Origin of the sequence: Aeromonas sp. 603079 (genome assembly GCF_049172135.1) — a bacterium.
GTDB classification, from domain to species: Bacteria; Pseudomonadota; Gammaproteobacteria; order Enterobacterales; family Aeromonadaceae; genus Aeromonas; species Aeromonas veronii.
The window spans coordinates 104,249-125,210 of sequence record NZ_JAAKPX010000011.1 but is presented as its reverse complement, the minus strand read 5'-3'; the positions used below and the strand labels follow the sequence as shown (position 1 = coordinate 125,210).

The window sequence follows — 20,962 nt, the reverse complement described above, 5'->3', positions numbered from 1 at the left end:
CAGCCCGGGTTAGAAGCTCATGGCCAGCCCGATGGAATAACCGCTGGTGTTGTGGCTGAACATGTAGCGGGCAACCAGCCGGGTACGGGTGACAATGATGTCGTACTTGCTGCTGTCCAGCTCCAGACCGGCGCCGATGGAGTTGAGGGAGTCAAAGCCAAGCAACCCCCGTTGCTCCCCCAGATATGCGGTATGAGCCCCCTCCAGTACATAGCGCACCGGTCTGTCGAGCAGGGTCCAGTGGAACAGCGGGGCGCGGCGGCGCAGATAGAGGCCGAGGTTCTCCGCCTCGGCGTGACCACGGACGCTGGTCGAGGTGCCGCCAAAGCTCTGCAGGTGCTGATAGGAGTAGCGCAGTTCGGCATCTATGTCCTGGGCCGGTGAAAAGAGTTCGTAATCGAGCATCAGCGAGCCACCCAGCCCGTACATATTGAGCTGACCCCCATCGAGAAAGTCCAGCGAGTAGCCCTTGGTACGATCCAGCAGCCAGTTGCCGATCCGCAGGTCACTGGCCATGGTACCGAGCGAGACGTTGGCTATGGGGCGCAGCACCCAGTGGCCGCCACGCGGATCTTTGTGAAGGGTGACATCCCAGCCGATCCCGCCCGAGGCGGTCAGGCTATTCCACTTGGTCGGTATGGTGCGACTTTCGGTACCATTGCTTATCACAAACTGGGGGTCGTAGCGGCTGTAGCCCAGCGCCCCCTCCAGATAGATGGGCACGGCTTCGCTCAGGGTTGCGCCGCCTCCCAGTTGCCCCATGTTGAGCGCAGAAGATTGGCCAGTGCTGCTGCCGATGTCCAGGTTGCTGGCGGTGATGTCCGGCACCACGCTGAAAGTCATCAGCGAGATCACCGCATTGGCCCGTTTTTGCGCCCAGTCCTCCTCCTGATCGTCAAGGTTGTTACTGGCCGCGAGTGACGCCATGGGCAGGGTCGCCGCGAAGAGGGCGCAACCCAGACGGTAAAGCGGGCAGAGCGGGTGTTTCATGGCTGGATTCCCCAAACAAGCGACCTCCTGTCGCCCTGATCTACTGTAGCGAGTTTCTCTCTGGCTGTCTCGACCTGACCATTGGGCTGGGCTATGGGGGGGCTGCGTGGCCATCTACAGAAAATGGTTGATGCAGCTCATGGTTCTGGCCAATGGCAGATGTCGTCAGCGGCATAAGCGAGCAGGCCGGATATAATCAACGCGTTGATAAAAATGACAGGAGTGCGGGATGAACAGACTCGGATTGGCCGGCAAGATGTTGCTGGCAATTTGCCTGCCGTTATTGGCGCTGCTGTTTTTCGCCAGCCACTACGCATACGACAGATATCGGGTGACCCATGAGATGACGCAAGCCCTGCAGCAGCTGACTGTGGTCGAACGCAGCGCCCAGTTGGTGCACGAGCTGCAAAAGGAGCGTGGCATGTCGGCGGGGTTTATCGGCTCTGAAGGGCGCAAATTTGCAGATGCCCTGCCACGTCAGCGGCAACAGGTTGATGAAGCCATTCATCGCTTTCAGGGGTTGGAGAGGGGGGTTGCCCACGAGCAGGTGGATCTGGCTTTGCGCGAGTTGATGGGGATCCGCAATCAGGTGGACAAACTGGCCATAGAGGCCCCGCGTCAGGTCGCCTTTTATAGCCAGTTGATTGCTTCTCTGCTCAAGGTCGTGGATGAGATTAGTCTGCGTAGCCAGGATGCCGCTATTGCCTTGCAGACCAATGCCTACGCCGCATTTTTGCAAAACAAGGAGCGTATGGGGATGGAGCGGGCGACCCTCAGCAATGTCTTTGCCAAAGGGAGTTTCACCCCGGCTACCTTGCAGCAATTTATGTCCCTGCTCGCTGCCCAGCAGAGCTATCTGGAGCGTTTTCGCGCCGTGGCAAGCGAGCCGCAGCGACGCCTGCTTGAGCAAATTGAGAAGAGTCCGGTGATGGCAGAGGTCGCGAAATATGAGCAGCTCGCCCTGGGCAAGATGACCGAGGGGAGCTTTGGCGTCGATCCGGAGCGCTGGTTTGCCGTGAGCACCGAGAAGATCGACCAGCTCAAACAGGGCGAAGATCAGCTCTTCCAGCAGTTGTTCGAACGGGTTGAGCAGATGCAGGGAGAGAGTCAGCGCAACTTCTGGTGGGGGGCTATGGCGGTTCTGTGCTGCCTGCTGTTGACTACCCTCATCAGTTGGAAGGTGCTGCGGGATGTGCATCTGGGCTTCGTCGCTCTGCATCGCACCTTTTCACGGCTCGTCAATGACAATGATCTGACGGTGAGGGTCAACTGGCAATCGGGTGACGAGCTTGGGGCATTGGCGCGGGATCTCAACCACTTTCTGCAGCATCTGGAAGGCTTGTTGCTGGAGGTGCGCCGCTCCTGTGAGATATTGACCCGTAGTGCCAGCAACTCCAGCGAGGTGATTGCCGAAGTGAATGAAGGTGTGGTGCGTGGCGTCGGTCAGGTTGAACTGGTTGCCACCGCCGCAACGGAAATGGCTTCGACGGTGGCCGAAATTGCTCGCAATGCGACCCAGACCTCACTGGCGACCCAGCAGGCCATTGGCCGTGCCCGGCAGGTGGACAAGGAGGTGGATCAGACTATCGCCGCCATCGAGCAGGTGGCCGGCACCCTCGACGAGACCCGGCTGTTGGTCAACAACCTGCATCAGGATACCGAGTCCGCCGTCGAGGCACTCAACCTCATCAAGCAGATCTCCGATCGCACCAATCTGTTGGCCCTCAATGCCGCCATTGAGGCAGCCCGTGCCGGTGAGTCGGGGCGCGGCTTTGCCGTGGTCGCCGATGAGGTTCGTTCACTGGCTGCCCGTACCCAGCAGGCGGCAGATGATATCGAACAGATGCTCTCCCGTTTGCGGGCTGGAGCCCTTCAGGCGGTGGTGGCCATGCAGTCGGGCAGCGAGCAGGCGGGCCTCAGTGTCAGTGAAGCGCAGCGGGCGGGTCACGAGCTGACCGACATCGTCAATGAGGTGCGCAAGGTGAGTGACATGACGGCACAGGTGGCTACCGCAACCGAGCAGCAGCGCTACGTAACGGACGATATCCAGCACAACGTAATGACCATCCGCGAAGTGTACGAGGCCCATCGCCAGCACTCGGTCACCCTGCAGCAGAATAGTGTCGAACTGGATCAGTTGGCACGGGAGCTGGCTGGACGAATTGCCAGCTTCAAGTTGCTGGAGAGAGCCTCTCCCCACTGATCCATTTGCGCTAAAGCTTGTCCCTCCCTGGCCGATACCCCTTGTGAGATCGTGTGGAGGACAAGCAATTGAACGCTTGGGTGTTGGGGTTGGTCAGCATATCCGTGAGTATGCAGTTACAGGCTGGGGTCACCGAATTTGGTGCCGGTCTGGATCAATCCGTCTGGCGTTTGACCTCCGATACCCAGATTGAGTGTCGCCTCGAGCACCCGATCCCCAACTGGGGAACGGGGGCCTTTGTCAGCCGTGCCGGGCGCAAGATCAACCTCGACTTTGAGCTCAAGGGCAAGCGGCCACAGGCCCAGACCCAGACGGTGAGTCTTGGCATCATGCCGCCGGTATGGCGCCCAGGGATTGCCGGGCGAGAAGTGAGCCAGCTGCGCTTCTATCAGCAGTTCGATGGGCTTGTGGAGGGGCAAACCGCCTGGACCATGCTCGACGAGCTGGAGGGGGGGCGGATGCCGACCTTCCAGTATCGGGACTGGTATCGCCAGAACCGCGCGGTGCGAGTGTCCCTCTCGTCGGTCAACTTTCGGGTGAAATATCAGGCATTTATCGACTGTCTGAGCGGGCTCTTGCCCTACAGCTTCAACGACATCGCCTTTAGCGTGCTCACCTACGACAAGAACAGCGATCAGCTCTCCATCCCCTCCAAGCGGCGGCTGGCGATGATCAGCGAGTTTATCAAGGCGGACAAGAGCATCGACGTGGTGGTGATCGACGCCTACAGCGACAGCTATGGCGGCCGCTGGCCGAACCTGAAACTCTCCGAGAAGCGGGCCGATGCCATCAAGAAGGTGTTTGTCGATCTGGGGATTGATCCCGGCAAGATCTCGGTGGAGGGGCATGGCGAGAAGCAGCACGTCGCCTCCAACGAAACGGAGCAGGGTCGTGCCAAGAACCGGCGGGTGGTGATCAGCATGGGGCGCAATGGCGAGATCTAGCGCCGTCCCCGGTCAGAGAAGCATAAAAAAGAGCGCATCTGCGCTCTTTTTTGATCCTGCCATTCGGCAGCGGGATTAGGGCAGCTTAGAAGCTGTCACCCAGCCCTGTACCGGCATCTTTCTTGGCAATCAGTTCAATCTTGTAACCGTCCGGATCTTCGACGAAGGCGATGACGGTGGTGCCACCCTTGACCGGGCCCGGCTCGCGGGTGATCTTGGCACCGGCGGCGCGCAGCGCTTCGCAGGTGGCATAGATGTCGTCTGCTTCCAGCGCGATGTGGCCATAGGCAGAGCCCAGTTCGTACTCGCTCACCCCCCAGTTGTAGGTCAGCTCGATCACCGCTTCATCCTTCTCGTCACCGTAACCGACGAAGGCCAGGGTGTACTTGTACTCGCTGTTCTCGCTCTTGCGCAGCAGCTTCATGCCAAGGACACGGGTGTAGAAGTCGATGGAGCGTTGCAGATCGCCGACACGCAGCATGGTATGCAGAATTCTCATTGCTCAGTTCTCCGGGTTGGTGATGTGTACTGCTTTCAATCTCGGTTGCGAGGCCATCAGCTTTCTGGATAGACCTTCTCTTTGTATTCGCACAAGTTCTCGATGATACAGGAACCACAACGGGGCTTGCGAGCCAGACAGGTGTAACGCCCGTGCAGGATGAGCCAGTGGTGGACATCCAGCTTGAACTCGGCGGGTACCACTTTGAGCAGCTTCTCCTCCACCTGATCTACGTTCTTGCCTACCGCAAAGCCGGTGCGGTTCGATACCCGGAAGATATGGGTATCGACGGCGATAGTGGGCCAGCCAAAGGCGGTGTTGAGCACCACGTTGGCGGTCTTGCGGCCGACGCCGGGCAGGGCTTCCAGCGCTTCGCGGTTCTCTGGCACCTCGCCTCCGTGGCGCTCCAGCAAGATGGCGCAGGTCTTGATGACGTTCTCGGCCTTGGTATTGAACAGGCCAATGGTCTTGATGTACTCCTTGAGCCCGTCCACCCCGAGATCCAGCATTGCTTGCGGGGTGTTGGCCACCGGATAGAGTTTGTCGGTCGCCTTGTTGACGCTGACATCGGTTGCCTGCGCCGAGAGCAGCACGGCGATCAACAGCTCGAATGGCGAGTTGAAATTGAGCTCTGTGGTGGGGTGGGGGTTGTTTTCCCGCAGTCGCTCGAGGATCTCTCTGCGTTTCTGGTTATTCATGCCTTGCGTCCGATCATAGTTCGGTCGCCCGGACGCGAGCCGGGGCAACGTTGCAGTGGGCCACTGTGGATGCTTGTTTGCGGTCCCGCCAGTCGTTGATGGCGTTCTTGGCGGCGATCAGCAGTCCCAGCCCGATAAAACCGCCCGGCGGCAAAATCGCCAGCAGCAGACTGGCATCGGCGTGGAACAGCTCGATGCGCAGGGATTTGGCCCACTCGCCCAGCAGCAGCTCGGCGCCATCAAACAGGGTGCCCATGCCGATGATCTCGCGCATGCCGCCCAGTACCAGCAGCACCAGGGTAAAACCAAGGCCCATCATCAGGCCGTCGAGGGCCGCCAGCAGCGGCGGATTCTTGGAGGCATACGCCTCGGCGCGGCCGATGATGACGCAGTTGGTGACGATGAGGGCGATAAAGATGCCGAGTGCCTGATAGAGGCCATAGGTGTAGGCGTTCATCAGCAGCTGCACGCTGGTCACCAGCGAGGCGATGATCATCACATAGACCGGGATGCGAATATCTTTCGGCACCCAGTTGCGCACCAGCGAGACGGCAAGGTTGGAGCAGACCAGCACCGCCATGGTGGCAAGGCCCAGCCCCAGCGCATTGGTAAAGGTGGAGGAGACGGCGAGGGTCGGGCAGAGCCCCAGCACCTGCACCAGCGAGGGGTTGTTCTTCCAAAGCCCCTGACTCATCAGCTCCTTGAGCTCGCCCTTGCGGCTTTCCAGCTCGGCAATCGGGGTCGCGCCCGTTTCAATCTGTTCCATCTGGTTCATGATGGCTCGACTCCGTTAGTTCGCCGCCGGACAAGCCGGGGCGTTGCTGAGCAGTTCGGGTTGCTCCTGCTGCAGTTTCAGCAGGTTCTTCACCGCCTTGACCACGGCTCGCGGGGTGATGGTGGCGCCGGTAAAGGCATCGAACTCGCCGCCATCCTTCTTAACCGCCCACTGGGGCTCGTTGTCATGGGTCAGGAATTTTCCGGCAAAGCTGTTGATCCAGTCAGATTTTTTCAGCTCGATCTTGTCACCGAGGCCAGGGGTCTCGTTGTGAGCGAGCACGCGCACGGCGGTGATGGTGCCCTTGGCATCAAAGCCCGCCACGATGCGGATCGCCCCGCTGTAGCCATCCGGCGCGATCGCCTCCAGCGCATAGCCGGTCACCACGCCATTTTTGCTGGCGGTATAGAGGGCTTGCGGCTGATCGCTGCCGAGATACTTCCTGCTGGTCACCTGCTTGCAGCTGGCCACCAGATCGTTGTCATAGCTCCCCTCCGGCAGCAATACCGAGAGAGTCTGCTGTTTCTCCAGCTGCTGCTGGTGGGCGATTTTATCCTTGGTCAGCTCGTTGGTCAGTACCACCAGCGCGGTACAGCCCAGCGCGAACATCGCCAGAATAAGGCCGTTCTTGCGCATGCTCTTTAACATGTCCGGGCTCCGTCAGCTGTGATGGGGGAAAAGGGCAGAAACATCATTGGCGACGGGCTCCATACACTTTCGGGCGAGTCAGGCTGTCTATAAACGGCACACAAAGGTTGGCCAGCAGCACGGCGAAGGCGAACGCATCCGGATAGCCGCCAAAGCGGCGAATGATGTAGACCAGCACGCCGATCAGCACGCCATAGACCAGTCGGCCGCGCGGCGTGGTGCAGGCGCTGACCGGATCGGTGGCGATAAAGAAGGCCCCCAGCATGGTAGCGCCGCTAAAGAGATGGAACATGGGCGTGGCAGTCGCATCCGGGCTTACCAGATAGCCGACGGTCGAGGCCGCCAGCAGGGCACCGAGAATGGCGGTGGGAATGCGCCAGTTGATCACCTTCTGTTGCAGCAGGAAGAGGCCGCCCAGCAGATAGCCGAGGTTGACCCAGCTCCAGCCGATGCCGCCCCAACCCTCGAACAGCGGGCCGCTCAGGATCTCGCCGGTGGTGAGCCCCTGAGTCAGGCCTGTTTTCAGGGTATCGAGGGGGGTCGCCATGGTGAGACCATCCACCCCCTGCTTGAGCTGGGTCATGCTGTAGCCGTCGAGACTAAAGCCGGTGAAGATCACCGACGCCGCATCACCAAAGCCGAGGCTGTAGGCGCGCACGCTCTCCGGTGGCAGCCAGCTGGTCATCTGCACCGGGAAGGAGACCAGCAGCAGCACATAGGCGACCATGGCCGGGTTGAACAGGTTCTGACCCAGTCCGCCGTAAAGGTGTTTGGCGACGATGATCGCAAAGGCTGTGCCCACTACCAGCATCCACCACGGCAGCAGCGGCGGCAGGGAGAGACCGATCAGCACGGCGGTGAGCGCCGCACTGCCATCCATCAGGGCTGGCTTGATGGCGCGGCCACGGAGCTTGAGCACCAGCGCCTCGCACAGCAGCGCGGTCACCAACGCCAGCAGGATCTGGATAAAGGAGCCCCAGCCGAAGAACCAAGTCTGGGCCAGCAAGCCCGGCACGCAGGCCAGGATCACCAGCAGCATCAGGGTTCGGGTCTGTTTGCGGTTATGGGCAAACGGCGCAGTCGCAATATTGAACATGAGTCTGTCGATTACCTTGTGGTTGTTCGGTCGGCTGACGGGGCATCTTCAGCGGCTGTCTCTGCGGCTCTGGCTGCCTCGGCCGCCAGCTTCTTCGCCTTGGCGCGGGCCACTGCGGCTGCAATGGCCGCTTTTTTCGGATCAACCGGGGCGTCAGCCACAGGGGCGCTCGCTTCAGGAGCCTCTGTGACGGCAAGTGGTTGCTCACTGCTGGCAGCATCGCTTTGCATCGGCTCAGCCGGTGCGCGCTCACCCTCAGTTCCGGCACTCTCTACCTGAGTACCGGCACTTTCTACCCCAGCACCGGCATTTTCTACCTCAGCACTGGTACTTGCGCTCTGCTGGGCCAGCTTTTTGGCCTTGGCCCGGGCGATGGCTGCGGCGATAGCGGCCTTCTTGGGATCGACCGCTTCACTTGCAGCCGTATCGCTTTGGCTGGTGGTTACTTCGCTCTTGGCTACCGTCATGTCGCGGGTCTGTGCGCTGGCAGCTGGCTCACTCTTCGCATCCTCAGCACCGGCACTTTCACCCTGCTGGGCCAGCTTTTTGGCCTTGGCGCGGGCAATGGCAGCGGCGATAGCGGCTTTCTTGGGATCAACCGCTTCGCTGGCCGCAGATGGCGCATCGCTTTGGGTTGCAGCGGATTCGCTGGTGCCTGTGTTTGCAGTCAGATCGCCCTCAGCGCTGTCACCCTGCTGGGCCGCCTTTTTGGCTTTGGCCCGGGCGATGGCAGCAGCAATAGCGGCTTTCTTGGGATCAACTGCTTCGCTGGCAGCAGATGGCGCATCGCCTTGCGAGCCTGCGTCGGCTACCGCGCTGTTGGCTGCGCTTACCGGCTCGCCACTGGCCTCGGCCTTTTTGGCTTTGGCACGGGCAATGGCGGCGGCAATCGCCGCTTTTTTCGGATCAACCTCTGCCTTTTGCTGATCAGCATCTACCTCAGGCGCAGCAACGGCTTCGGCAGTCACAGGCTCGGCGATATCGCCAGCCTGAGCGGCCTTTTTGGCCTTGGCGCGGGCCAGTGCGGCGGCGATGGCCGCTTTCTTGGGATCGCTGGCGGGGTCAACCGCCTCGGCGGGTTGCGCCGCAGCGGCTGTTTCGCTGTTTGCGCTCTCCGCCAGCTTGGCGGCGCGGCGCGCCTCCGCTTCCCGTTTGCGGGCTTCGCGGGCGGCAATCACCGCGCTGTTGTCAGGCAAGCCCTCGGCGGTGGCGGTAATGGCAGTGATGGGCGCATCCTGCTTGGCCTTGATGCGGGCCAGTGCCGCTGCCACCGGATCTTCCCCGCCTGCGGCCGTCATGGTCTGACGGCGCTGGGCGGCGGCTTCGGCGTGGCGCGCTTCACGGGCCGCTTTCTCCCGCTCGAAACGGGCCTGCTTGGCCTCGAAACGCTGCTTGGCACGCTCGGCTTTTTCGGCCTCGGCACGGGCTTCGCGAATGTCGTCTTTGGCAATCTTGTAGTACTGCACCAGCGGGATCTCGCTCGGGCAGACCCAGGCGCAGGCGCCGCACTCAATGCAGTCCATCAGGTTGAGCTTCTCGGCCTTGTCATACTCCTTGGCCCGGCTGTACCAGTAGAGCTCTTGCGGCAGCAGAGTGGCCGGGCAGGCATCGGCACAGGCGCTGCAACGGATGCAGGGCTGCTCCGGGCCGGGGGCGGGCAGTTCGGCCTGCGTCGGCGCCAGCAGGCAGTTGGTGGCCTTGACCACAGGCACCATGGCGTGGGGCAGGGTAAAGCCCATCATGGGGCCACCCATGATCACCCGCTGCTCCGCTTCCGGTTGCAGCTCGAAACGCTGCAACAGCCAGCGCACCGGCGTACCCAGGCGTACCCAGGCGTTGCCGGGTTTCTTGAAGCTGTCCCCGGTGAGGGTGACGATCCGCTCGATCAGCGGTTCGCCGTCGATAATGGCGCGCTTGATGGCAAACACGGTGGCGACGTTGAGCACCATGATGCCGATATCGACCGCGCGGCCCCCCTTGGGCACCTGACGGCCGGTGAGCAGTTCGATGGTCTGCTTGGCACCGCCCGAGGGGTACTTGGTCGGCACCGTCTTGACCAGCACATCTTCATCGGTGGCGTGGCGGGTCAGCTGCTCGATCGCCTCGGGCTTGTTGTCTTCCACTCCGATCAGGGTGAGTTTCGGTTTGAGCAGGTGCTTGAGCACCCGGATGCCATCCATGATTTCGTCGGCGTACTGCTGCATCAGCCGATCGTCGGTGGTGATATAGGGTTCGCACTCCAGCCCGTTGACGATCAGGATCTCGGTGAGCTGGCCGCGGCCGTCGAGCTTGCTGTGGGTCGGGAACACGGCGCCGCCAAGGCCCGCTACCCCCGCCTGCTGAATGCGCTCGAGCAGCTCGCCCCGCTCCAGATTCCAGTAATCGGCTTTGCCATTGCGCTCGCCCCATTCATCTTCCCCATCCGGGGTGAGGATGACGCAGAGATCGCCGAGTCCGGAGGGGTGGGCAACCGTGTGGTTGCCAATCTCGGTGATGGTGCCCGAGGTGGAGGCATGGACAGGGACGACCCGCCCCTTGGCATAACGGGTCAGCGGCTGCCCTTTTTTGACCTTGTCGCCCACCTGCACCAGCAGATCGCCGGCGGGGCCTGCGTGCTGGCGCAGCGGAATGATGAGGCGTGGCGGCAGACCGGCGTCTACCACCGGGCTCTGGCTTGATTGCAGCTTGTTGTCGGCGGGGTGAATGCCACCGTGAAAGTCCCAGAGCGTGCCGGCTTTGATACGTTCGAGTAAGGAATGCATGGTTGCTCCGCTGTTTATTCCACTATCTTGACCGGAATCTTGCCCGGAACATGCACGTTATTAAGATCCCACTTCCAGTTATCGACCGTGGTGGGCACCGGGATCATCTCGATGCAGTCGGTCGGACAGGGATCGACACAGAGATCGCAACCGGTGCACTCGTTGGCAATCACGGTATGCATCGCCTTGGTGGCGCCGACGATGGCATCCACCGGGCAGGCCTGAATGCACTTGGTGCAGCCGATGCACTGATCTTCGTGGATAAAGGCGACCTTCTTGACCGGCACGGCGGCCTCGTCACTGCCCCCCAGCGGCTGGGGCTCGACCCCCATCAGATCGGCAATCTTGCGCATGGTGGCCTCGCCACCGGGTACGCACTTGTTGATCTGATCGCCGTTGGCGAGCGCCTCGGCGTAGGGTTTGCAGCCGGGATAGCCGCACTGGCCACACTGGGTTTGCGGCAGCAGGGCATCGAGCTGGTCGACGATGGGGTCTGCTTCCACATGAAACTTGACGGCGGCAAAGCCCAGGATAATCCCGAACGCCAGCGCCAGCAGGGTGAGCACCAGAATGGCAAAGAGAATATGGATCATGGTTATATCTTGATAAGGCCGGTAAAGCCCATAAAGGCCAGCGACATCAGACCGGCGGTGATCATGGCAATCGACACCCCGCGAAACGGCGCGGGTACATCGGCGGCGACCAGACGCTCGCGCATGGCGGCAAACAGGATCAACACCAGCGAGAAGCCGGTCGCGGCGCCAAAGCCGTAGATCACGCTCTGGATAAAGTCGTGTCGCTCATTGATGCTGAGCAGCGCCACCCCGAGCACCGCGCAGTTGGTGGTGATGAGCGGCAGGAAGATCCCCAGCAGGCGATAGAGGGTCGGGCTGCTCTTGCGCACCACCATCTCGGTAAACTGTACCACCACGGCGATCACCAGAATAAAGGCGAGGGTACGCAGATAGGCGATATCCAGCGGCAGCAGGATATAGTGCTCCACCAGATAGGAGCTGGCACTGGCGAGGGTCATCACGAAGGTGGTCGCCAGCCCCATGCCGATGGCGGTTTCCAGCTTGCCGGAGACCCCCATAAAGGGGCAGAGGCCGAGGAATTTCACCAGCACGAAGTTGTTAACCAGCACGGTGCCGATCAATAAAAGCAGGTACTCAGTCATCAATTACCGTCACTGAAAGTCGGGTTATCGGGGTTTGAAGGCGGGCGGTATTATCTGACGTTAGGGCCAGTTAAACAACCGCAAGGCCGCATGGTTATTATGCAACTGGATAATTTAGCCGGGGTTTTGGGCGAGAATCCGGTGGGTTTTGCGTCATATCCCCACCGGGTGAGAAGCCATACTAACCAACAGCCAGTTTGGCGGCCTCTTTCCACATAAATGGCGGCATCGGAGTAGTGAGACGCCATTTTATGTTCATCGGTTGGCTGCCTGTGTGGGATACGTACTCCACCTCACCAAAGTTCACAAAGCCAAGGGTGCGGCCAAATTCATCTTTGCTCTGCTCGCGGACGAACAGAAACAAGCGCTTACCTTCTGCTCTGTGGTTTATGTAACTCAGCCCCTTACCCCGTTCTGGGCGAGCGCTGTTTTGGCTCTGCCAATGAAACAGCGACTCGTTGATGGCGTAGTCGTGATAACGGGTGGTGGGGGAGAAGTGCTGTTCCGTTTTGTTCAAGGTCACGAACAGCAACTCGATATGTTGCTCTGCGATGAGATAGACCCCTTCGCGAGCAGTGGGTTGCTGCGCGAAGGTAGTCGCGCCAAAGCCAACCAGCACCTGCTCTCTGGCATAACGGGCATGCAGCTGCAGTGGATTACCGGGAAGGTTTGGCATGGCGCTTTGTTCGTGTTGCACCCGGTTGATCAGCATGGGCAACAGATCTGCCAGCTCGGCCCTTAATTCAGGTTGATTGAGTTGTTTCAGGCTGTGCGCCAAGGAGCTAAAGCCAGCAGTGGGGCCGCTCTGTTGCCAGAAGTCGTAATGGCACATCAAGGCCATGCGTGCATCGTGCTCGGCCGTTAAGGTAAAGGCGTCTGCCACCAAGGTTTGTAAGAAGTTCAAGTAATGGAGCGCATCGCAGCCCAATAGCCGGGTTTTGATGGCCCGGGTGTAGAGAGTCGACAGCTTTTCATCGCTCATTTCAGAAATGGTATGGTTGTGGGCCTGTTTGACCAAGGCGCTCCAATTGCAGCGCTTGTAGATCTCCTCAAGGCTGATGTGAGGGTAGAACTTCAAAAAGTTCGCCAGCGTCAGCGGTAAATCACAGTCCTGTGAGAAACGGCGGATCAGGCCCATGAGGCGTGAGGTATTGAGGGTCGCCTTCTTGATATTGCTCAGAATTAACTCTTGGGTCTGTTTTGAGAGTTCGATGCGGCAGCCCAAGGGGGAGTGAGGGAAGCCCTGTTTGATCTCGTGGCTGATCGCCTTATTAGTTTTACCCACCAGTGCCCGGAATTTCTGGGCAAAGTCATACTCAGCACGGGCATTGCCAACAAAGTCCAACACGGTGCAGCACTCTTTATCGCTCGCCAGCCGCAGGCCGCGCCCTAATTGCTGCAAGAAGATAGTGAGGCTTTCCGTTGGTCGTAAAAACAGCAAGGTATCGACTTCCGGGATATCAACCCCTTCGTTGAAGATGTCCACCACGCAGAGAATATTGATAACCCCAGTGCGCAAATCTTGTTGTTTACTATGCCGCTCGTCTCGATTATCGCTGGTGAGGATGTCAGCCTTGATGCCCTTCAATAAAAATGCCTTGCACATAAAGTCGGCATGTTCACGGCTCACACAAAATGCCAGCGCTTTGATCTTGGTAATATCGGTGACGATCTCATTGAGGCTCTGGACTATTTTCTGTACCCGCTGCTGATTGTGGGTATAGATATTGGTGAGTTCAGTGATGTCATAACGGCCATTTTTCCAAGCCACTTGGCGCAAGTCAGTATCATCATCGATACCAAAATATTGGAACGGACAGAGATGGCGACGATTGATGGCCTCGGGCAAGCGGATCTCTGCTGAGATGACACCACAAAAGTCGGCAAGAATATCACCGCCATCATGGCGCTCTGGCGTTGCGGTTAATCCCAACAGAATGTGAGGTTCAAAGGCGGCGAGCAAACCACGATAACTGGCCGCCGCAATATGGTGAACCTCATCGATGACGATGTAATCGAAATAGTCTGGGCTAAGACGTAAATTAGCCAGCTGGTTATTCAAGGATTGCACCGAGGCAAATAGCTGACGGTAGTGGGTCGGCACGGCGCCGCCGACCAAGAGTTCGCCAAAATTGGATTGCTTGAGCACTCCGCGGTATGAGGCCAATGCTTGGCGCAAGATCTCCTCTTTGTGGGCGACAAACAGAAACTTGGCGTCGGGTTTGGTTTTCAGAAAACGCGCAAAATCAAAAGCGGAGATCAGGGTTTTCCCTGTACCGGTGGCCGCAACCACCAAGTTACGGAAGCGCTGGTGTAAAGCGCGCTCCATCGCCAATTGTTCAAGGATCTCCAGTTGATGGGGAAACGGCGTGATATCAAAGAAATAGGCAGGGCTATTTTTGTCCCCATCCCCACGGGCCTCTTGCAGTGCATGCTGCAATTTTGTACGGCTTTCGAGCTTGCCATCAAACAGCTCAAAATCATCGGATTCCCAATAGGTTTCAAAGGTACTTAGAGATTTCTCGATAATATGAGGGATCTCTTGCGAGGTGATTTTTAGGTTCCACTCCAAGCCGCTAGTGAGGGCAGAGTGAGAGAGATTGGAGGAACCTATATAGCCGGTATGAAAGCCGGTATTTCGGCAAAAGAGATAGCTCTTGGCATGCAACCGCTCGCGCTGGGTGTTATAGCTGAGTTTGACTTCGGTATTTGGGAGGCTGGCTAAAAATTCAACTGCCTTGGCGTCGGTCGCCCCCATATAAGAGGTAGTAATTACTTTTAATTGGCGGCCGCTGCGAGTGAACTCTTCCAGCTCATGACGGAAAATCCGGATACCTGCCCATTTGATAAATGAGACCAGCCAGCAGATGCTATCTGCCGATAATATTTCCCGTTTAATCTCCGACTCCATCGACAAACCCGCATTGCTGCCACAAAACAGTTCGCTCTGAGTGAGACCTGTCAGAGGGAAAATATCCTCGGCATATTGTTTTAAATTGGCGGAGATGGGGTTATCCAATTGGTAGAGCGCTGTCAGAATTTTTCCCTGACTATCGATGAGGTTCTCGCTAATAAAGTCTGGGTCTTGGGTGCGATCCTTTAGCCAAAGCAATAACTGGTTAGCCAGCTCGATCTGCCGTTGCAGCTGATCCTCTCCAGTTACCGAGCCCACCGCATATTCCAAAACCCGGCTCAGAAATCTGGATAACCAAACTGCCGCTTCGGCAGGTTCAAGCTGGCGTTCCCCTACGTAAAAGTGCTCGCGGTCGAGTCGAGATGTCAGCAGTTGAGTAATGAGCTGTTCATAAATACCGCATTGTTGCATCGCACTTTAGCCTTGAACGTTGTACATGAGGGTGGCGAGAAGAGTATCATTTTTTCCAACCAAATCAGTAAGCTGTTGTCGTCTGTTGCTCGTTTGAAAATCGCTCCGGTTTTCGTGATACAGCCCGACAGTGACAACCACAGGGAGGTGGTGATGGATCCGGTTTCCTATCTTTTTTCGGCTTATCTCAATCTGGTACAGCAGCAGGTCGCGGATATCTATGGCACTGAGGCCAAGACGCTGGTGGTGCAGTATGAGGGGGAGTCGGTCCCGTTCTCTTTTCAGCTGTGGCAGATCCAGCAGCCGAGCGTTTGTCGTTCCTACCAGCAGGATGTTCGGCGTTTTAGCCAGTGCACGGTCAAGGCGTCCGCCCTGTTTCACAAGCTGTGCGATGACTTGACCCGGCAGGATGACAGCAGTTGGCAACTGCCCAAATTTCGCACCATGTACTGCTCGGCGGCCATTAGTTATCGGCCGATGATTGCCGAGATTGGGGATGCCAAACAGAGTCCGGCCAAGCTGGCGGAGCGTGCCTGCAATCAGGCGATTCTGGCGGCAATGGACAGTGACGATGGCGCCCTGCTGGCCCAGCGGAATAAAGCGTGCGCAGCGGTGCAGTAACGCGAATTTATCTGACCAGATCATTTGCGCTCGCTTTGCGCGCCACGGCACACATGGGCTTCCCCTTGCCGGGTATGATGGGGTAGCCCGCCGTGGCGACGACAGTCGGATGCTTGCGGGTATATGCCGGTCACATCAGCCAGATCACCACCAGGAGGTAACCATGATCAGCCATATCGACCATCTGGTATTGACGGTCAGTGATATCGAACGGGCCGTGGAATTTTACAGTTCGGTGCTCAATATGGAGGCCATTACCTTCGGTGCGGGGCGCCGGGCGGTGGGGTTTGGCAACCAGAAGATCAATCTGCAACTGCTGGGGCAGGAGCCGCGCAATCGGGCGCAGGTAGGGTCGGGGGATGTCTGCCTGATCACCCGCTGGCCGCTGGAGCAGGTGATGGCCCAGCTTGCCTGCCACGGGGTGGAGATTGTCGAGGGACCTGTGACCAAAAGCGGTGCCTGCGGGCCGATAGAATCCATCTACTTCCTCGACCCTGACCAGAACCTGATAGAAGTGAGCATCTACCCCTGACAGGGTTGGCGTGGCGCTTAACGGTGCAACACCTATCAGAGTCACTCTATTTCCTCGATCAGGACCGGAACCTGATAGAAGTGAGCATCTATCCCTGAGCCCACCAAGCCATCAGTCCCATCGCCATCAGCAACAGAAAGGGGCCGTTAATTGACGGCCCCTTTCTCGTATCGCTATCGCGCCAAGCACGTTGGCCGCTTGGCCGATGTGGCAGAGACGCCCTAGAAAGGTGCGCTGCTCTCGTCGCTCTCCTGTAAAAACTGCTCCACTTCTGCCTGATAGGCCGCATCAGGTTGACCACTGCTGGCCGGGGTTACGGCGGCAGGCCGGGCGACGGGAGGGGCGATGAGGGTCTCCATCACCCGCTGCTGCAGATAGGGGTAGAAGGGGTTGGAGGAGGTGCGGGTGAGGGCGCCGGGGTTGACGATCAGCACGCCGCGCTCGCCACGCAGGGCCAGACCGCCGAGATTGATGCCGTATTGCTCCCGCTGCTCCGGGCGCGCCGCCATGCCATAGAGGGGGTCGTCCATCGGGAAGGGGAGCGCCACGTGGGAGAGGGAGTAGATCTCTTTGGGATAATCGATACCCAGCAGGCGAACCTGCTCAGGTTGGTCGGCGCTGGCCAGCGTTCTGGCCTGCGTTGCGGGGGCGGTTGGCTCGACATTGCCCACCACGGTGAGGCGATAGTGCCCGGGGGCGTTTGGCAGCAAGCGGTGCAGCGCCAGCTCGGAGGCCGAGCTCATCAGCGGGCCAAACAGGGTGCTGCGGTTGATATCAAACAGCACCAGTTCGCTGCCGTTGGCAGGCAGGTAGTGGTAGAGATCGGCAATGATGGAGCGGGTGCTGACGGTGTAGTCCATCACCGACTGGAAGGTGAGGGCGGGGGGAAACGCCGCCAGCTCGCCACTGGCGGCCAGTTGGCGCACCTGCTGCTGGATGGCGTGGGTCAGGCGATAGGACTGGCGCGCCCCGTTGACCGGGAACGAGTTGTATTTGAACGGGTTGAACTCCGGCATGGTGTCGAGCCAGGCGGCGCTGGCAAAGGCGGGCAGCAGGGCAGGGACCGCCTTGAGCCCGGCGAAGCGGGCAAAGCGGGTCACCCCGATCATCGGGGAGATCAGTACCAGCCGATCCGGTTTTGCCAGCGTGCCGCTCGGGTCGGCCAGCGCATCGAGCGCATATTTCACCGCCAGCGCGCCGCCGTTGGAAAAGCCCACCAGATGCAGCGGCCGCTTGCCCGGTGCCAGCAATCTGGCCTCCCGCACCGCCAGTCGGGTGGCGGCCAGCCAGGTCTCCCAATCCACATCCACGAGGCCAGCGGGCACAGTGCCGTGGCCGGGGATCCGCAGCCCCAGCGCGATAAAGCCCTGCTGCTGATAGCGTCTGGCCAGATGGCGCAGGCTGTAGGGGGAGTCGGTCAGGCCGTGCAGCAGCACAGCAACCCCTTTGACGTCCCCCTCGGGGCGCAGCAGGTAGGAGCGGTTCCAGTTCTGCTGAAAGCGGGCGGGATTGATGGGCGCGTCCTGATAGTAGCGATTGCTGGCCAGTTGCTGCTCCGGCGGCGTCTTGGCGACCACCTCGGTGGCCACCAGCTCGAACAGCTCTGCTTCGCGGGTCAGATAGGCTTGCCAGTCGCTGCTATCGAGCTCATCGGCGCTGAGTTCGGGGGGCACCACAGTGTGCCACAGTTGTAGCGGCGCTGCCTGCCAGGCGAAGTAGGCGATCACCGCCCATGCGGTCAGCAACAGCAGCAACAGAGTTAGCAGAGCACGGCGAACAAGGCGGCGAGTGTGAGCCAGCATGGTGCAATCCTTGGCGATAGGGGGGGCCGCCTTTGGGCGGGCGAGTTCGGTGCAGCACATTGGGCGCTGCCAATCGGCTTAAAGCCTAATGGAAACAAGGTGATATGTATAGTTGATGGCGTTCGGCCGCGCTGGCTGTGGGCGCCTGATCCCGCCGCTTACATCAGGCTGGCCGTTCGAAGGCTGCATCGCGGGCCATCTGGCGGCGTGAACTTGTCCGCAGATGCCCGCTTGGGCGCTGCGGCCCTGCAACTATCTGCCCCTGAAAGGGGGCAATTATGCTACTGTAGCGGCGTTTTTTGATGGATAAGCTGGCATTGGCCTTTTTTGAAGATGGAATGGTATGCAGAACTTTGACGTAGTGAATTGGCTGATGCAGCAAACAGCCTCCCCGGCACAGCCGGAACAGGCGATGGCACAACCGGGCGCGGCCCAGAACCTGTGGCAGGTGACCCATGCTGGCTAACGAATCCATGCGCCTGAACAAATACATCAGCGAGAGCGGTATCTGCTCGCGTCGCGAGGCCGACCGCTTTATTGAGCAGGGCCACGTCTTTATCAACGGCAAGCGGGCCGGGATCGGTGATCAGGTGCAGGTCGGCGATCTGGTCAAGGTGAACGGTCAGGTGATCGAGCCGCGCGAGGCGGACAGTCTGGTGCTGATCGCTCTCAACAAGCCGGTGGGCATCGTCAGTACCACAGAGGCGGGCGAGAAGGACAACATCGTCGATTTCGTCAACCACAGCACCCGGGTCTTCCCCATTGGGCGGCTCGACAAGGATTCGCAGGGGCTGATTTTTCTCACCAACCACGGCGATCTGGTCAACAAGATCCTGCGGGCGGGCAACGATCACGAGAAAGAGTATCTGGTGACCGTCGACAAGCCGGTGACCGACGAGTTTGTGCGCGGGATGGCGGCCGGGGTGCCGATCCTCGGTACTGTGACCAAGAAGTGCAAGGTGAAGAAAGAGGCGCCGTTCGTTTTTCGTATCACGCTAGTGCAGGGGCTGAATCGCCAGATCCGCCGGATGTGCGAGCACTTCGGTTTTGAAGTGACCAAGCTGGAGCGCATTCGCATCATGAACGTCAGCCTCAAGGGGCTGCCGGTGGGCGAGTGGCGCGATCTCACCGACGACGAGCTGATCGATCTGTTCAAGCTGATTGAGGACTCCTCCTCCGAGGTGAAACCGGCCAAAGGCGACAAGCCCAAGGCGGCCAAGGCCCCTGCGGCGCAAACCGCCAAACCGGGGCAGGGCAAGAAGCCGCGCCGCGATGATGATCACGAGATTGGCGGGCGTCCCAATGTGCCGGGCCCGGAAGCCTTCGAGAAGAAGCTGCCGGTGGGCAAGGGGGGCGCGGGTAAAGGTGCTGCCAACAAGGGCGGCGCTGGCAAAGGGGCTCCCAAGGGTGGCAAACCGGCCGCTGGCAAGCCGCGCACCGCTAACACCGGACGGCAGAAGAAGGGGCGCTGAGTTGCCCCCCTGAGTGGCGTCAGCCTCGTCTTGTGATCCTCAACACTGCTATCCCCAACACACCGGCCTCAGTCCGGTGTGTTGCTTTGGGTCGCAGAGTCGGTTGGGCGGGGCGCCGAAAGAGTTGGCTCGCTGGCGGTCGGTAACCGCATAACGCGGGGGTAGTGGCGCGGGTCGAGGCGCAGCACCAGCAGGCTCATCAGCAGCAAGCCCCCCAGTTGCCACTGCCAGGCGGCAGCGAAGTCGCCCACATAGTGATAGAGCCGCGCCGCCACCCAGGGGCCGGTGGCTGCCAGCATAAAGCCGAAGCCCTGCATCAGGGCGCTCAGGGTGCCGGCGCGGCGCGGGTCGGGCAGGTGATCGAGCGCAATCACCATGATGAGCGAAAAACTGCCGCCAAGACCGGCGCCGCACAGCATGCACCAGAGAATGGGGGCACTGGCTGGCGCCAGCCAGAGACCGCCGAATCCCGCCAGCTGCATGGCAATTGCCAGCGCCATCCACGGCCGCCGATCCATCTTGCGCGCCGCCAGCAGCGGCAGACCGAGGCCGCTGGCGGTCTGCGCCAGCGCCAGCCAGGCGACCAGCTCGCCCGCTTGCGCGGCGCTCCACCCTTGCGCCATATAGGCGGGGGCCAGCCAGGCCACTACGATGCCGTAACCGCTGTTGATGATGCCAAAGCAGGCGATCAGCAACCAGCTGCGGGGCAGGGTGATCAATCGCTGCTCGCCGTCGGGAATAGCGACCGCCGCGGTGCTTGGCAGACGCACTTTCCACCCCAGCCAGACGAGGGCCAGCAGCAGCGGCAGGCTCCAGAGCGCCAGTGCCTGCGACCAGTCGAGGCTCGCTGCCAGCCTTGGGGTAAGGCTGGCCCCCAATGCCCCGCCCCCCATCATGCAGGCGGAGAAGATCCCCATCACCAGCGGTACCTTGTGGGCGAAGGCCTGCTTGATCAGTGCGGGCAGCACCCCCTGTACCAGTGCCGAGCCCAATCCACACAGCGCAGCACTGGCGATCAGCAAGCTGCCGCTTTGGGCATCGAAGCGCATGGCGCTGCCAATGCCGAGCAGCAGCAGGGCCGCCCCCAGCAGTTGGCACGCACTGGCGCGTCTACGCAGGCTGGGGGTGAGCAGCACGCCGACCCCGATGAGCCACAGCGGCAGCAGGGTGAGCCAGGCGACGGTGTCCATCCCCAGCGACAGGGCGCGGCCAATCTCGCCGCTCAACGGGCCGATGGCGGTAAGAAAGGGGCGCAGGTTAAGGCCAATCAGGATCACCAGCACCAGCAGTGCGGTCTGGCCTGCGGGTTGATCCGTATTTCGTTGATTCATCGGGTGCTGTTTCCGGTTCTGGGAGAGACAGGGGGCACTCGGGACACGGAGTCATCGGGGCTGAACATGGCAGATCACCGTCAAAGG

18 protein-coding genes are annotated in these 20,962 nt (G+C 60.1%); 6 read left to right on the top strand and 12 right to left on the bottom strand.

Annotated elements, in window-relative coordinates; genetic code table 11:
- Window positions 1–9: 9 nt before the first annotated feature.
- Entirely contained in the window at window positions 10–927 is a 918-nt protein-coding gene (locus G5287_RS10245) for an autotransporter domain-containing protein (RefSeq protein WP_227343024.1), read from the bottom strand.
- Window positions 928–1,219: 292 nt separating this feature from the next.
- Here G5287_RS10245 and G5287_RS10240 point away from each other — a divergent pair, with 292 nt between their 5' ends.
- Complete coding sequence (locus G5287_RS10240) at window positions 1,220–3,193, top strand: methyl-accepting chemotaxis protein (protein WP_421231244.1); 1,974 nt, start codon at window positions 1,220–1,222, stop codon at window positions 3,191–3,193.
- Between the two features lie 68 nt (window positions 3,194–3,261).
- The gene (locus tag G5287_RS10235; RefSeq protein ID WP_005337611.1) at window positions 3,262–4,137 is read left to right on the top strand and encodes a flagellar protein MotY; all 876 of its coding nucleotides are present in this window, start codon (window positions 3,262–3,264) and stop codon (window positions 4,135–4,137) included.
- Between the two features lie 85 nt (window positions 4,138–4,222).
- On the opposite strand, the gene gloA is transcribed toward G5287_RS10235, so the two are convergent.
- The 9 genes from gloA to G5287_RS10190 form a co-directional block, all read right to left on the bottom strand.
- Window positions 4,223–4,636, bottom strand: a complete 414-nt coding sequence (gene gloA / locus G5287_RS10230) for a lactoylglutathione lyase (RefSeq protein ID WP_005337610.1) — start codon at window positions 4,634–4,636, stop codon at window positions 4,223–4,225.
- Window positions 4,637–4,692: 56 nt separating this feature from the next.
- On the bottom strand, window positions 4,693–5,334 hold the full coding sequence (gene nth / locus G5287_RS10225; RefSeq protein ID WP_227342383.1) for an endonuclease III: 642 nt from the start codon (window positions 5,332–5,334) through the stop codon (window positions 4,693–4,695).
- Between the two features lie 13 nt (window positions 5,335–5,347).
- Window positions 5,348–6,109, bottom strand: a complete 762-nt coding sequence (locus G5287_RS10220; protein WP_374835452.1) for an electron transport complex subunit E — start codon at window positions 6,107–6,109, stop codon at window positions 5,348–5,350.
- A gap of 15 nt (window positions 6,110–6,124) precedes the next feature.
- Window positions 6,125–6,757, bottom strand: a complete 633-nt coding sequence (rsxG, locus tag G5287_RS10215; protein ID WP_005359614.1) for an electron transport complex subunit RsxG — start codon at window positions 6,755–6,757, stop codon at window positions 6,125–6,127.
- A gap of 43 nt (window positions 6,758–6,800) precedes the next feature.
- A complete protein-coding gene (gene rsxD / locus G5287_RS10210) occupies window positions 6,801–7,853 on the bottom strand; it encodes an electron transport complex subunit RsxD (RefSeq protein ID WP_144712554.1) in 1,053 nt (350 codons plus the stop codon).
- An 11-nt stretch (window positions 7,854–7,864) separates the two neighbouring features.
- Window positions 7,865–10,615, bottom strand: a complete 2,751-nt coding sequence (rsxC, locus tag G5287_RS10205; protein ID WP_216953277.1) for an electron transport complex subunit RsxC — start codon at window positions 10,613–10,615, stop codon at window positions 7,865–7,867.
- A 14-nt stretch (window positions 10,616–10,629) separates the two neighbouring features.
- Entirely contained in the window at window positions 10,630–11,208 is a 579-nt protein-coding gene (rsxB, locus tag G5287_RS10200; RefSeq protein ID WP_005350799.1) for an electron transport complex subunit RsxB, read from the bottom strand.
- 2 nt (window positions 11,209–11,210) lie between these two features.
- Window positions 11,211–11,792, bottom strand: a complete 582-nt coding sequence (gene rsxA, locus G5287_RS10195; protein WP_005337600.1) for an electron transport complex subunit RsxA — start codon at window positions 11,790–11,792, stop codon at window positions 11,211–11,213.
- A 181-nt stretch (window positions 11,793–11,973) separates the two neighbouring features.
- The gene (locus G5287_RS10190; RefSeq protein WP_421231243.1) at window positions 11,974–15,117 is read right to left on the bottom strand and encodes a DUF3427 domain-containing protein; all 3,144 of its coding nucleotides are present in this window, start codon (window positions 15,115–15,117) and stop codon (window positions 11,974–11,976) included.
- 153 nt (window positions 15,118–15,270) lie between these two features.
- Between G5287_RS10190 and G5287_RS10185 the strand changes: the two genes are divergently transcribed.
- On the top strand, window positions 15,271–15,738 hold the full coding sequence (locus G5287_RS10185) for a hypothetical protein (protein WP_421231242.1): 468 nt from the start codon (window positions 15,271–15,273) through the stop codon (window positions 15,736–15,738).
- A gap of 163 nt (window positions 15,739–15,901) precedes the next feature.
- A complete protein-coding gene (locus G5287_RS10180; protein WP_043825666.1) occupies window positions 15,902–16,270 on the top strand; it encodes a VOC family protein in 369 nt (122 codons plus the stop codon).
- Window positions 16,271–16,491: 221 nt separating this feature from the next.
- Here the strand turns inward: G5287_RS10180 and G5287_RS10175 are convergent, their stop codons facing one another.
- Window positions 16,492–18,072: an alpha/beta hydrolase gene (locus tag G5287_RS10175; RefSeq protein WP_421231241.1), complete on the bottom strand. Its 1,581-nt coding sequence runs from the start codon at window positions 18,070–18,072 to the stop codon at window positions 16,492–16,494.
- A 343-nt stretch (window positions 18,073–18,415) separates the two neighbouring features.
- Here G5287_RS10175 and G5287_RS10170 point away from each other — a divergent pair, with 343 nt between their 5' ends.
- Both G5287_RS10170 and rluF read left to right on the top strand, forming a co-directional pair.
- Window positions 18,416–18,538, top strand: coding sequence for a hypothetical protein (locus tag G5287_RS10170; RefSeq protein ID WP_005337590.1), 123 nt, complete (start codon window positions 18,416–18,418; stop codon window positions 18,536–18,538).
- Entirely contained in the window at window positions 18,528–19,544 is a 1,017-nt protein-coding gene (gene rluF, locus G5287_RS10165; RefSeq protein ID WP_115544538.1) for a 23S rRNA pseudouridine(2604) synthase RluF, read from the top strand. The genes G5287_RS10170 and rluF overlap by 11 nt, the downstream gene beginning before the upstream one ends.
- Window positions 19,545–19,612: 68 nt before the next feature.
- Here rluF and G5287_RS10160 read toward each other — a convergent pair whose 3' ends face one another.
- Window positions 19,613–20,875 carry a cyanate transporter gene (locus tag G5287_RS10160; protein ID WP_421231240.1) on the bottom strand — a complete coding sequence of 421 codons (1,263 nt, stop codon included), beginning with the start codon at window positions 20,873–20,875 and terminating at the stop codon, window positions 19,613–19,615.
- Between the last annotated feature and the right edge of the window lie 87 nt (window positions 20,876–20,962).

Bases quoted from the DNA above. Each gene is read 5' to 3' on its own strand.
- G5287_RS10190 (WP_421231243.1), bottom strand. From the start codon at position 15,117: ATGCAACAATGCGGTATTTATGAACAGCTCATTACTCAACTGCTGACA.
- G5287_RS10160 (WP_421231240.1), bottom strand. From the start codon at position 20,875: ATGAATCAACGAAATACGGATCAACCCGCAGGCCAGACCGCACTGCTG.
- rsxA (WP_005337600.1), bottom strand. From the start codon at position 11,792: ATGACTGAGTACCTGCTTTTATTGATCGGCACCGTGCTGGTTAACAAC.
- G5287_RS10170 (WP_005337590.1), top strand. From the start codon at position 18,416: ATGCAGAACTTTGACGTAGTGAATTGGCTGATGCAGCAAACAGCCTCC.
- nth (WP_227342383.1), bottom strand. From the start codon at position 5,334: ATGAATAACCAGAAACGCAGAGAGATCCTCGAGCGACTGCGGGAAAAC.
- rsxC (WP_216953277.1), bottom strand. From the start codon at position 10,615: ATGCATTCCTTACTCGAACGTATCAAAGCCGGCACGCTCTGGGACTTT.
- rluF (WP_115544538.1), top strand. From the start codon at position 18,528: ATGCTGGCTAACGAATCCATGCGCCTGAACAAATACATCAGCGAGAGC.
- rsxD (WP_144712554.1), bottom strand. From the start codon at position 7,853: ATGTTCAATATTGCGACTGCGCCGTTTGCCCATAACCGCAAACAGACC.
- rsxB (WP_005350799.1), bottom strand. From the start codon at position 11,208: ATGATCCATATTCTCTTTGCCATTCTGGTGCTCACCCTGCTGGCGCTG.
- G5287_RS10175 (WP_421231241.1), bottom strand. From the start codon at position 18,072: ATGCTGGCTCACACTCGCCGCCTTGTTCGCCGTGCTCTGCTAACTCTG.
- rsxG (WP_005359614.1), bottom strand. From the start codon at position 6,757: ATGTTAAAGAGCATGCGCAAGAACGGCCTTATTCTGGCGATGTTCGCG.
- G5287_RS10240 (WP_421231244.1), top strand. From the start codon at position 1,220: ATGAACAGACTCGGATTGGCCGGCAAGATGTTGCTGGCAATTTGCCTG.
- G5287_RS10180 (WP_043825666.1), top strand. From the start codon at position 15,902: ATGATCAGCCATATCGACCATCTGGTATTGACGGTCAGTGATATCGAA.
- G5287_RS10220 (WP_374835452.1), bottom strand. From the start codon at position 6,109: ATGAACCAGATGGAACAGATTGAAACGGGCGCGACCCCGATTGCCGAG.
- G5287_RS10185 (WP_421231242.1), top strand. From the start codon at position 15,271: ATGGATCCGGTTTCCTATCTTTTTTCGGCTTATCTCAATCTGGTACAG.
- gloA (WP_005337610.1), bottom strand. From the start codon at position 4,636: ATGAGAATTCTGCATACCATGCTGCGTGTCGGCGATCTGCAACGCTCC.
- G5287_RS10245 (WP_227343024.1), bottom strand. From the start codon at position 927: ATGGCGTCACTCGCGGCCAGTAACAACCTTGACGATCAGGAGGAGGAC.